This is a genomic window from Terrimonas ginsenosidimutans, assembly GCF_022012415.1.
GTDB lineage: Bacteria > Bacteroidota > Bacteroidia > Chitinophagales > Chitinophagaceae > Terrimonas_A > Terrimonas_A ginsenosidimutans.
Window position 1 is genome coordinate 92,884 of sequence record NZ_JAKLTR010000006.1, and the last position, 13,263, is coordinate 106,146.

General features: G+C 45.3%; 6 protein-coding genes. All 6 read right to left on the reverse strand.

Annotation, left to right across the window (positions count from 1 at the left end):
• Window positions 1-3,285 carry a glycoside hydrolase family 2 TIM barrel-domain containing protein gene (locus tag LZZ85_RS10905; protein WP_237871556.1) on the reverse strand — a complete coding sequence of 1,095 codons (3,285 nt, stop codon included), beginning with the start codon at window positions 3,283-3,285 and terminating at the stop codon, window positions 1-3.
• A gap of 30 nt (window positions 3,286-3,315) precedes the next feature.
• Window positions 3,316-5,370, reverse strand: coding sequence for an aceric acid hydrolase (locus tag LZZ85_RS10910; protein WP_237871558.1), 2,055 nt, complete (start codon window positions 5,368-5,370; stop codon window positions 3,316-3,318).
• Between the two features lie 15 nt (window positions 5,371-5,385).
• Window positions 5,386-7,548 (reverse strand): alpha-L-rhamnosidase-related protein, encoded by a 2,163-nt coding sequence (locus tag LZZ85_RS10915; RefSeq protein WP_237871559.1) that lies wholly within the window; start codon window positions 7,546-7,548, stop codon window positions 5,386-5,388.
• Between the two features lie 38 nt (window positions 7,549-7,586).
• Window positions 7,587-9,170 carry a sodium:solute symporter family transporter gene (locus tag LZZ85_RS10920; RefSeq protein WP_237871562.1) on the reverse strand — a complete coding sequence of 528 codons (1,584 nt, stop codon included), beginning with the start codon at window positions 9,168-9,170 and terminating at the stop codon, window positions 7,587-7,589.
• Window positions 9,171-9,328: 158 nt separating this feature from the next.
• Complete coding sequence (locus tag LZZ85_RS10925) at window positions 9,329-10,390, reverse strand: Gfo/Idh/MocA family protein (RefSeq protein WP_237871564.1); 1,062 nt, start codon at window positions 10,388-10,390, stop codon at window positions 9,329-9,331.
• Between the two features lie 9 nt (window positions 10,391-10,399).
• Window positions 10,400-12,919 carry an L-rhamnose mutarotase gene (locus LZZ85_RS10930; protein WP_237871566.1) on the reverse strand — a complete coding sequence of 840 codons (2,520 nt, stop codon included), beginning with the start codon at window positions 12,917-12,919 and terminating at the stop codon, window positions 10,400-10,402.
• Window positions 12,920-13,263: the final 344 nt, after the last annotated feature.

The window sequence follows — 13,263 nt, forward strand, 5'->3', positions numbered from 1 at the left end:
TCAGAAACGGATTTTCTTTAATGCTCCGCCGGCAGTTTTATCTTTCGCATTAAAGGGTGTAAGATAGAATGTATAACGGTACGGTTGTGCTTTTATCTGGTATTGTTCGAGGGGAGCAGCCACTTCGCTCCAGCTGTCATTGCCGCCAACACCCATTTGCTCAAGGTCGATATTCAATGTGATGTAGCCTGCATCAACCAGCTTATGTGTGTGTTTCGCCTCGCTGATATTCTTCTCCGTATATGGCCATGCGCTCATGCTGAGTAAGCTATCCGCTACAACGAGTAATCCGTTGCCTGACCTTTTATTGGATAGATGCATCCATCTTACATCTGTCCGGTTTCCGTTTTCCTGCGGCACAACATAAGGCTCCATGAAATCCTGGATATTCTGTTCGTAAACCCCGGCATCAAAACCGTAACGACGATCCACATAGTTCTCCATTGAACCTAAACCATACCAGGAAACCTGTTCGTATTCACGTGCAATACCACCCTGCATACCAACTTTCGGCAGATTAGGCAATGCAGGATCCGCAGTCATGCTAAAGTCAACTTTCAAAATACCATCATTGCTGACGCTATAAGTGACCAATACTTTGGCACTGTCATTTATCAATGTATAGTTACTTGAAACGGCGGGTTGACCATTGACGTCCGATAAGGAGATCGATTTGAGTTTAGCTGTATTATCATACCAGGCCTTTAACACGCGATGCGTTTTCCATCCCTTCCTGTCATTATCTGTTTGTGGCCTGGTGAAGTGCGGTAACAGCGGCGCTTTGATCTGTTCTGTTCCCTTGTACACATAAGAGATCAATGCTCCATTTTGTTTGTCAATGGTAACGGAGAAGTTCTTTCCTGCAGCAGTATAGCCTGTCGCATTCTCTTTGAATGCAAGCGAGGTTTTGTTGCTGATAGTTCTTTCTGCTTGCTGAACCCGTAACTGGTTGGAAGCAATTTCAAATCCCGCAGGAGCCCAGCTTGTTGCTTCTTTCAATGTAAAATGCAGTTCTGCAAAATACTCTTTGCCCTGTTTTCGTGAAGAAAGATAACTGCTGATATCAATGACAGTATCCCTTCCGGCAGATAAACTGAGCGCAAGCTCTTTTTTCAGGATAGTCATTCCATCTTCTTTGATCGCGAGTGAACAGTTATAATCAGCCGCATTGATCACGGCACCGCGATTCAATAAGCGGATCAATCCTTTAGAAGAATCCTTCCACGTCGCTTCGAGTAACTGGAACACGCGTTTGCATTCATACATGGCAGCTTTGGGTCGACCATCGGCAGCAACAATTCCTTTGATGGTAAAGTTGTCGAAATATCTCTCCCCATAATCGCCGCCATAGGCGTAGTACACAGAACCATCGGGATCTTTCTTCAATAGGCCCTGATCTTTGAATTCCCAGATGCCGCCACCGATCACGCGCGGCAGTGAACGCCATTGATCCCAGAGATCTTTAATATTTCCGGCACTGTTTCCCATGGCGTGTGCATATTCACAAAAGAAGATCGGGCGTTTATCGCCGTTAGGCTGATTCACTAATAAGGGTGCGGTGTACAATGCAGGATACATCCGGCTGACAACATCAACATAGTACTGATCAAGCGGGTTCTGTATGCGGTGGGAATGATCATTTGACTTGAGATAACGCGGGTCAGACGGATCGATATATCCTTCCATCTTAGGACTGCCCATGGCAGGCTCGTAATGCAGCGGGCGGGTGATATCAAAGTCGTGTATCCATGCTGCCATGGCTGCATGATTCGGACCGCTGCCGGCTTCATTTCCCAAACTCCAGAAAACTATCGAAGGGTGATTTTTATCACGCAAGGCCATGCGGCTGATACGATCGAGATAAGCGCTCGTCCAGGCGGCATCATTGCTTAATTTCCCACCGAGACCATGCGTTTCGAGGTTTGCTTCGTCTATTACCATGATGCCGTATTCATCACAGAGATCAAGCAGATACGGATCAGAGGGATAGTGGCTAAGCCGGATACAGTTAAAATTAAATTGCTTGATCGTTTTTACATCCTGTAAAATATCCTCTCTCGAAAGAGCTTTTCCTTTTATTGGATGGTGATCGGGACGATTCACTCCATACAGGTAGGTCGTCTTGCCATTGATCAGCAACTTGCTTGTTTGCTGGTCAAAACCAATAGACCGGAAACCAAGCTTACAGGATTTTACTTCCAGGATATTGCCAAGCGAATCTTCCAAAGATAACGTGAGCGTATAAAGGTTTGGAGCCTCCGTGCTCCACTTCTCTGGATTGCGAACCACTGTTTCCAACAACCCGAACTTTGCATTATCCAAACGGGGATAGATCTCATTGATGATCGATTCAACAGATCTTTCAAGCGGTTTATCCAGGATCGATTGCTTGTTTTTATCATACACCTGTGCCTTCAGCTTATAACCGGAGACTTCTTTTCCTGTCAGGTTTTCGATCCGCGGACGAATGCTGAGTTTCGCATCTTTGTATTCTTTATCCAATTTAGCCTGGTAAAAGAAATCAGCAATACGCAACGGTGGCTCTGCAGATAAATACACTTCCCTATGGATTCCACTCAAACGCCATTGGTCCTGGTCTTCCAGGAAAGAACCATCACTCCAACGGATCACCCAAACAGATACGATGTTTTCGCCCGACTGTAAGTAAGGCGTGATATTGAATTCAGATGGGAGAAAGCTATCTTCCGCATAACCAAGAAATTTTCCATTCAGCCAAACCTTATAGGCTGAACTGACACCACCAAAATGAAGCGTGATGTTCATCCCTTTCCAATCAGCAGGAACGGTAAAGCTCCGCTGATAACATCCGACACCGTTATAATCCTGCGGCACTTGTGGGGGATTCACAGGACGGAATGGATAGACCGCACTTTTATAGATCGGTTTATCATAACCATGCATTTCCCAACTGGATGGAACGGGTAGTTTCTTCCAGCCATTTACTTTGCTTTTGTAAAAATCTTTGGGAGCATCCGAAGGCTTTAATGCAAAGGAAAAATCCCAATCACCGTTCAGGGAAACATAACGACCACTGTTCTCCCTGTTTCCGTTCAGTGCATCATTAATATTTCTAAACGAATAGGCTGTCGCCCTTGATGCGTCCCTATTAATACCGCTGACTCCAGGATCTTCGAACGGTTCACGATTGAAGACTGAAGGAGAACTGGGAACCGCAGCAGGTGTTTTATCGACCAACTGGCCATGACTGATCAGTGATGTAATGATGCATGCCCCGGTAATGATATGTTTAAGCTGTGTGATCATTTGTTTGCTACTTGCCTTTGATTGATGAACCTATCTCGTTAATGGAAGCCATACGCTCATATCTGCACGTCCGCGATTTGCCCATGCATAATATGGGATCAATTGAATAGTGACATTTTGTGTGTTACTATTCAATTCGCGGTAAAGTTTATTATTCCAATCGTCTTTCTTTTTAACAACAGCTGTTCCTTTCAGACCCATAAATTTCTGCCCTGCGATAGAAGATGGAACAGGCTTCAAAACAATTGAGGAAGGGATCAGCACCGATTGCAGTTTTTCAGCTTTGGGGAGATCAGCAGACTCCAGGCAATAAACCAATGGTCCGCGCTTAACAGCAACCTGGTTACGGCTCTCCTCTACCAACGGGTTTGATTCCACCAATACAGCAGGCATTTCCATATCAAATTGCAATACATCGCCTGCTTTCCATTTGCGTTTCAGCAGGATATAATTGCCATTTGTGGTCATTACTGCCGGTTCAGGTTTACCATTGATCTTTATGGAAGAATTCTTGCACCAACCCGGCAACCTCAGATAGATCCCTGTTTCGGCTGTTGGAACCTGTTTGAAATTGAACGTAACATTTCCCTCCCAGGGATAGTTCGTTACTTGCTGGATCTGTAACGCGGAACCATCTTTCAGTTTTGTATTAAGTTCATTACCACCATACAGGTTTACATATAAACCATCATCTGCAATACTGTACATGTAATTGTTGATCTCTGCAAGCGTTCTTACCGTATTGGGCGGACAACAGTTCGAGAGACCGATATACTCCTGCCTCTCTCCCTCCCAGCGAAGATGATAAGGATAATCAGCGCGGGAAGCGAGCGGATTCGTATAAAAGAATTTAGTCCCTTCCAGGTTAATGCCACTTAAAACGCTGTTGTAAAGAGCAAGCTCAACTATATCTGCATACTTCGCATCGGCCGTCAGTTGAAACATCCGCCAGTTCCAGAGCACATTCCCGATATTGGCGCAGGTTTCATTATGCGCACTAAGGCTTGGCAATTGATAATCGCGGCCATAAGACTGATGCACTTTCTGGACGGTATCCGGTTTGTAAGAAGTTCCGTCTACAGATACGCCGTCATACAACGCGCCGCAACCACCGGTGATATACATTTTCCGATTGACCACATTATCCCACATGCGGTTGAGCATGGACATAAGGCTTGTATCACCTGTTTCCGCATAGAGATCAGCGATGCCAGCAAACAGGTAGTTAGCTCGAACAGCATGGCCAACTACTTTATTCATTTCTCTTACCGGCGCCCGATCTGAGTTATCGTCTGTTCCCTCTACCGTTCCGCGGATATCGATCAGTTTCTTTACCAGTTGCAGGTACTTCTGCTCACCGGTCGTCCGGTACATCTCCACAATGCCCATGTAGTGTGAGGGGCAGATCGCATTGCGCGCCTGCTCAGGTGATGCCTGCGTATAGAACACGATCAGGAAGTCGGTAGCTTTCTTTGCCACATTCAGTAGACTCGTTTTGCCTGTGGCACGATAATGCACGCAGGCGGCCGTCATCAGGTGACCAAAATTATACGCTTCAAAACTCAGCTTGTCATCAAACATTTTTGTCTTGCCAGTTTTGCGTTGTTCGATGATAGATTTTGTATAGATATAACCGTCATCTTTCTGCGCTTTCGCAATCACCGCAATTGCCGCATCCATCTTTTTATCCAGTTCAGGATCTTTGGTGGTGGCATACAATGCAGCAACGGCTTCCAGGGTCTTATAAAAATCGCCATCATGAAAAGACGGCCCTTTGAAATTGCCGGTATCCAGCCCGGCAGCAATTTCGAAATTCCGGAAGGAATGGCTCTGCTTTGGATCCAGATAAGTATTCCACAATTGGGGAACGGTAACTTCGCGCGTTACTTTGAACCGATCAGCCCAAAATCCGCTTGTCCATTTCACATCACCCAGGTTGGTGGAAGACAGAACAGCGTGCTGACTTTTTGTAGTGTTTGTCAGACCATCCTGTGCCAATGCCAAATCTGTTGTTGCCGTTAATAACAGTACCGCAATCGATCTTCCTGCATTCTTTATCAATCCCACACAAATATTTTCCATCATAAATGATTTTAAAAGTTAAAGAGCCTGGTAGCTGATCTCATAAGTTGAATCGGGGTTAAGGCTGATCTCATACGTCTCTTTAGAAACAGCTTTCACCTGGATATTCTTTCCCGCAGGTTTTATTTTGCTTTTTAGCTTCAAGGTACCAACGCCTTTGACTGTGCTGATCCGGATCTTTTTCTTATCACAATACACAGATATATCACCGGAAGCGGTGGGAACTTTTCCTTCCATCCACTGCAAACCACCTAATACCGGCTGGATACTGTAAGTGGCATATCCGGGTGAAGTTGGCTGAACGCCGAGATAGTAGCGACCAAGAAGATAGATCGGACTGGCGCCCCATGCATGGCAAAGACTTTTACCAAACTGGCGGCCATACATCGCATAATGTTCTTCCCCTTTCTTATCAGGATTGTATTCTTCCCAGAAACTGGTAGCGCCAAGCTTCAGCATCCCACCCCAGTAACTTTTCATTTCTTTCATTACGTAGTCCTGTTCACCCATGGCGCATAAAGCCTCCAGTTCATAGAAACGCATATATGGCGTTGTGATCTTTTGAATAGAATCATTCAGCAGCACAGAGTTCTTTACTGATTGCTTTTGTGATTCATTGAAATAATTGAAGAAGATGGAGAACATATTGCTGTAGCGCGTCACATTATCAGTCTGCTTACCATCTATCCGGCTATGGACAAGCGCATTCTTTGCCGGATTCCAGTAAAGGGAAAAGATCTTCTCTTTCAGATCGGCAGCCAGCTTTGCGTATTCGTCCTTTCCTTTTTCATCACCAGTGATGCCGGCGCAAAGTGCCATGGTTTCGAGACTCCGGCAGAAAAGCAATTGCTCAAAACTAAGTTCGCCTTTTTTACTTAAACCTGCAGCCCAATCAATAAACAGCCAGTCGCCGGGTAATCCTTCCAGCAATCCATACTTATTCCTGCGTGACAGACAATAGTCCATCAGGGATTGCATGCGTGGGTAGAACTGTTGAATAAATGTGAGATCACCCGTATAGAGATAATAATCATAGATTCCAATGAACCAGTAGAAGGTATAATCCATGATCGTATTGATATGACCAGTTACAGGATCTTTGCCACGAAGAGCGAGCATGGTCCGTTCAACAGTCGGCCGGTCAAAATACAGGTAATAATTCATCAGGTAGCTCTGATAGGCATCACCGCTCCAGATCCAGCGATCACGTTTGATACCATCGATAAAGAATTCGCGTGTATTCAGTTCGAATGTATACTTCGAAATATCATAGATACGGTTCACTTCTGCATCGTTGCATTTGAATCCACCGCGTTCCTTCAGATCAGCATATTCATACAACATGGAAACAGAATCGAGGTTCACGCCGTTATCGTATTGAATATTCACAAACCGGAAAGCTTTTGATAAAGGAAACCGATAATTCGTTTTGGAAGAAAAATCTACCGCCTTTCTATCAAGCGCCTCACAATGTTCGGTAGACAAAGCTTCTTCTTTTGATTCGCCGTAGTAAACGGACAGATTCCCCTTACCGCTTAAGCCGTGCAGCTCAATAAAGCCAAGCGTTTCTTTTCCAAAGTCTACCAGCATAGCTCCTTTCGCTTTCTGATTTGAAACAGCGGATTGCCTTCTCACAGGTAGGGCAAATGCAGAAGGTTTTTGTTGCGGCGAATTAAAGTTCCAGCTTCCTGCTTTCAACCATTCAGTTGCGGAGATATCGGAGGTCTTACCCGTTTCATCGATCCATTCTTTATCTTCAAAAGTTACCAGCCAGGTCGAATCGGAAACCACTTTATTTCCTTTTACGAATATGGCAGGTACTTGTGCCTGGTTGAAGACTTTGATATTGATCTTATGTTTACCTGCGGGAACAGTGATCTCAGATGGACTTCCTTCAAATGCTTTTCCATCCAGCTTTACATTGTATTCGCCTTCTACGAAAAGGCTCACTTTCTCCGGCTGATCAAGCTGAAACACCTTATGAAAATCCATCAGTACATAATGATTATCCATTTTCCAGAATACCGGGAAAAATGTACCACGTTCGGTGCGTCGGTTCTGCATCTTATTGGCCAGAGAAATCTCGAAATCCCCCGGATACCAGATCCAGGTAGCTTTCTGCGCAGACAGGCACAAACTGAATAAAACCAACAACGCAGGAAATACAATTCTGCGTTTCATTCCTTTCTGGTAAATATTGTTATACATCATAGCAAGCATTAAAAACCGTTAAAGAATATATACAAGCTGATCATGACAATGATCAGGGCGACCCATACGCGCCAAACTAATTTGGTAGGACGTGGAAGATCTTGTTTTTTAATAACAACTGCAGGCGGTGGCTCTTTATCCCTCAGGGAAATGATCATCGCCAATACCATTAGAAATGCAAAAATGAAAAATGACAACAGCAGGTAGTGCGGCCAGAATTTGTATTCGCTTGCCGGAAATACCCAGAGATAAAGAACGCCGATACCGAGACTGATGGCTGATCCCGCAGACAAGGTAAAGTTGATCGCTTTGCGCGTGGTCCGTTTCCAGAATACAGCCAGCAGGAATACAACAGACAACGGCGGCGCGATAAAGCCAAGTACAGCCTGGAAGACGTCGAACAGGTTCAATCCTTTGATGCTATCAATTGCAATTACCATCAGGATCGCAAATAAACAGCCTGCTATTACTGCAACACGTCCGACCTTAATGATCTGTTTGTTAGAGGCCGATGGATTGATGCGTTTTACATAGATGTCTGTTGTAAAGACGGTACTTAATGCATTTAACGATGAACCGATCGTTCCAACCAATACTGCTATTAGTACTACTATCACCAATCCATTTAATCCCGGAGGAAAAAGATTTGTGACGAGTGTCATATACGCTTCATTCGGATCAGCTAAGCCCGGGTATAATTCATAGCAGATAACTCCCGGGATGATAAATAACGGCAGCGACAGGATCTTCAACCAACCGATAAAACTTACGCCCAGCTGCCCCTGTTCCAGATTACGCGCTCCAAGAACAGATTGAACCATTGCCTGATCTGTGCAGAAGAATGCAATGGCGGCCACAGGATAACCTAACAATATCGCAGGCCATGGATAACCCGGGTCATTTGCAGGGCGGATCAGGTTCCAGTATTCAGAAGGTGCCCGATTGAACAGCTCCGATATGCCACCGATCTTGTGAATACCAATGATCGTCAACATGAGTGAGACGATGATCAATAAGATCATCTGGAAAACATTTACCCTGGCAATGGCTTTTAATCCACCGGCAAAAGCGAATAAGCCAGCGAACGACACCAGCACGATCACCGACTGCGTCATCGGGATATTCAGGATCTGTCTTACCAGGAAACCTCCTGCAAACAATCCAAGCGATAGCCAGGAGATCAGGATCTTGATCAATGCATACCATGCAAGAATATTTCTTGTACCATCACCATAACGCTGGCCCATGAATTCCGGCATCGTTGTCACTTTGCTGGCGAGATATCGCGGAGCGAAAACCATTGCCAGTAATAAAAGGAATACAAAGGCATACCATTCAAAGTTGCCCGCAACAATGCCTGTGGTATAACCAATGCTGGCAAATGCGAGCAACATGGACGGGCCAACATTCGTGCCCCACATGTTAAAACCGATGCTATACCAGCTGAGAGATTTGCCGGCGAGGAACAGTGTTTCGTCGTCTTTCTTCTTCTTTCCAAAACTTGCCCTGTAACCGATGTATAGCAATATCAGCAGGTATACGCCGACAATGGCGTAATCGATCGTTTGGAGTTTGGAAAGGATGTTGTTCACGAAAGTTTAAAAGTTTAATTGTTTATTCGTCTGGCGTAGGTTCCCGCAGATTACGCTGATCAAGCGCAGATGCGCAGATATCCATCTGTTATCGGGAACTAATCTGCGCATCTGCGTATCCATCAGCGTAAATCCGCGGGAACTTACGGTCTACCAATCTAAAGCCCATGTTCTGCCATCACATCCGCCACCTTCACCGGTTTTCCCGTATGAAGGCTCCTATCCATTGCCTGCAGCAATGCAATAGTTCCTATTCCTTCTTTCAGATCAGGATAGGCCGTGAAATCCTGTTCGATAGAATCAACGAAATACTCCAGGTAATTCTGGTATTCTCCGGCATGATGGCTTTTGCCTTCAAACCGGAAATAATGTTTCAGTTTATGTTCCCATGTCAGTATACGCTCTTCGCCGGTCTTATCAGTGATCGCATAACGGAGATCCATATAGTCTCCCTGCGAGCAACCAAGATCACCACGGAGAATACAGCTCATCTCACTATCGCGCGTTACAGGTTGAACGGGGCCTGTGTACGCACCGCTTACGCGCGCGATCCGGCCATCTGTTGCTTTAAAAATAAAGTGCATCGTATCGAAATTTTTCAAGCCGCCATTCCTACCATTGCTGCTCAACATTCCGTAACCCATCACTTCCTCTATATTGGGTAGATACCAGCGGATAAAATCAACAGGATGACTTAACCCACCATAGAGCCATTTGAAGGATTGCTGCAGTGACCATGGCTTTGCGAGAAACCAGCGATGGTCTGCATGATAATACGCCTCAACAGTGATCAATTCACCGATCAACCCCTGATCATAATCCTGGCGCTGCTTTTTCATTGGTTCAAAAAAGCGGGAACTTTGTCCGACAAAGACCTTCTTCCCGGTTGACTTCTGTAATTCGATCAGCTCTTTTGCGGCTGACAGATCATCAATGAACGGTTTGGTACAAACAACATGCTTGTTATGCAAAAGCGCCTGCTTTACATGTTCGGCATGCAGGTGATCCGGCGTGTAGATCGCAATGATATCGATGCTGTCATCTTTCAGCATCTCATTGTAATCAGTGGTGTGATCATACACTTTAAATTCATCGGCCCGTTGGCGACATAAAGCAATATTCTGATCGCAGATCATTTTCAGTTGCAACTTCGGACTTTGCAATGCAGCGGAAATAGTGCTGCGGCCTTCGCCCAATCCAAGAATGCCAATATTCAACATAAACAGGTTTTACGGTTTTGATAAAGGTGTCAGGAATACCCAGGTCTCACCCTGCTTTGTTCCGGGGATTCCTTCCTGGTATTTCTTCATGATTTTGTTCCACTCATCAACACGTGGATTATTCTTTGTTGTCAGCGGATCAAGCTCAGCAAGCGTCTTTCCTTTGGGAATGCTGATCACGAGCATCAGCTGCCGTCCATTGCGGTAGATCAATAACCGCTGGAAGGATGCATTGCAGAATCCCCGGGATACTTCAGGCCATTTCTCTAATTGACTGGCATGCATGTCGAGGTATTCTTGCTGACGCTTTTTATCTCCGACTAAATTTGCTGTCAATAAAACATGATCCCATTCCGCAATGGTTGTTGTATCTGGACAGTAACTGCGGTTGTAATCATAAAACGGATCCTGGTAATTCCTGACAGTTACGCCGGTCAGTTCTTTCTTTAATGCATTCAACAAAACAAACTGGTCGGCAACCCGATCAAATATTACGTAGTGATCATTCCATTTGTATACAGATGAAGTGCTGATCTTATTCTTTCGGAGTACCGCGTTCAGCTTTGATGTATCCAACGACTTACCGGGTTGGGTTACCAATTCAATAAGCGCGGGATGTTCTTTATTGATCAGCCGGTTTTGATCGACAGGTCCCTTCATTGCAAGAAGAGAATTAAAATTATCCTGGATGCCTGCATTATTCTTTACAGATGGAAATACCTGCGGACCATTATTCGTCCATTCATTACCCGGACCATTTGCATTCTGCAAATATTTTTGCGAAGGCGTCCAGTTATTCTTTATAGTGATATAGGAAGAACCTTCATCTGTATAGATATAGAACCAGTGAGCGGGAATATGTGCGTAAGGGGCTTTGTAAATACTATCAATATAATTTTCGCTGATCGATGAACCGGGTTGTGCGGATAAAGTGTAGATCGCGGCCACATCATACATATGTTTTCCATAATGATGGATCTTGTTGGCGACGATGCGATTATTCTTCATCGCATTGGTTGTTTTTGTCCAGCCCCATCCTATGCTGATCCCGGAATAGGATACATCATAGATCTCGTTATGTTCAATAGCGATATCATTTACATAGCCGGCACCAATGCCAACAGCCCCCCAATCTTCATTGGTGACATCATTGATCAGATTGTTTGTAATACGAAGGTTGCTGCATTTCTCCCTTTCATCTTTTGGTAAATATGGAAGATGAACTTCCGTAGATTCATCCGAGAAAACACCAGCCAGCATACCAGTGCCACCGATATCCTGGAAGAGATTGCCGGTGATCTCACTATTGGCTGTCGCTTTTCCGTAGTCCAGACCAGTAGAAGCGAGATGACGGAAAGAACAATGTTCAAATTTTATCTGCTGTGCAAATTGAACATTCACAGCAGCTGCCGGTCTCCCGACCCAGGCCTGGTTTTCCAAAGAAGCTTTGTCGGGTGTACCCGGTGTTTTTAATTTGTATGCATCGAGCATATACATACCTGCCTGATGCGGCACATGCCCCTCGCGTGAAGGGCGAAGCCAGGTGCTGTGTTGAAAGGAGATCCCGTTGAAGTAAATATGTTCTACAGGATGGTCGATCGTACCTTCAATACGGCAAAGTGTTTCCAATTGCGGAACGATCGCTTTCGCCGTTTTCAGATCTTCGCCCGGGCGTGGCCAGTAATACAATTTGCCTGCAGCGATATCGAGATACCACTCTCCAGGGGAATCAAGGAAGGGTAATGAATTGGTCAGATAGAAAGCAGAGTTGCCTGTTTCAGCAGAGATCCACGGAGCAGGCCAGGGATGTTCGCTCTGGACGCGGCTTTCAGGTTGATGGAAACTGAGCAGCATGCTATCGGCCCTTCTCTCCCATTTGCTTATCCGCAATGATGCAACCGCCCACCATTGATGGATGAACATTTCAGCAGCGCCGGGATCATTGGACAATTGAAAGGAAGGATTTTTTATCCAGCATTGCTGATTCGCATGATCCCATGAAAGAATGCGGTTCATCGTATCGCCATTGCAATCGCGCGCGCGGATAGCTTTGCGATCATTGACCCAGAACTGGCGGAATTCAGCGGGTCGACCGGCCCATCTGGGAACATCAGCAATCCAAACATTTTTCTGTGCGGTTGCGGAAAGGCCGTTTACTTTTTGTGAAAGCTTTTTCCAATTGTTGATGGTAACACCGCCAGATAGTATGGGTTGTTCATTAGGAGCAGCTTCGATATATGTGGGGCTGGCTTTTGTACCGGCATCCTCTGGCCGAATAAAGACAGGTTCATACAAATTATAGATGCCACCTGAAATAATAATATGGATGCCGTTTTCAATAGATGGATCTTTTAAACGGCGGAGTTCTCTCGCTTTTCTTAAAGCAGCGTTGAGTGTTGCGAGTGGTTGATCTTTGGTGCCAGGGTTTTTATCGTTGCCGGTGGTGGACAGGTATATTGTTGCTGCCTGGCTGGAAAATACAAGCAGGAGAATAAATAGAGCAGACAGGCAAACAGGCAATCGTTTCATGCTTAAGAGACAGGCATTTAGCAAATAAATGTAGCCCTATGCGGGACGCTGGGAAATGTGAGGAATCGTTAAAAAGATGGAAGATTTTACTATTTGAGAGCCCGGCGACTTTTCAGGTAAAGTAAGAGTGGGATGTATGACGGGCGTAAGTGGAACGCGGCGGACACGGCGATACGCAGCGGGCGCGGCGAAATACAATTTCTCAACGGCTGTTTTCGCGGCGCTCGCCGCGTATCGTTCCGCCGCGTTCCCCTACACCATGTGAAGGTTTTGAGCTTCCCTTGATTTGAACGAAAATTATTTCTGTCCTTCGACCAGAAATACCAATAATTGGTATATTTATG

Excerpts from the sequence above, each read along its gene's own strand:
- LZZ85_RS10905 (WP_237871556.1), bottom strand. The coding sequence starts at position 3,285 with ATGATCACACAGCTTAAACATATCATTACCGGGGCATGCATCATTACA.
- LZZ85_RS10910 (WP_237871558.1), bottom strand. The coding sequence starts at position 5,370 with ATGATGGAAAATATTTGTGTGGGATTGATAAAGAATGCAGGAAGATCG.
- LZZ85_RS10915 (WP_237871559.1), bottom strand. The coding sequence starts at position 7,548 with ATGAAACGCAGAATTGTATTTCCTGCGTTGTTGGTTTTATTCAGTTTG.
- LZZ85_RS10925 (WP_237871564.1), bottom strand. The coding sequence starts at position 10,390 with ATGTTGAATATTGGCATTCTTGGATTGGGCGAAGGCCGCAGCACTATT.
- LZZ85_RS10930 (WP_237871566.1), bottom strand. The coding sequence starts at position 12,919 with ATGAAACGATTGCCTGTTTGCCTGTCTGCTCTATTTATTCTCCTGCTT.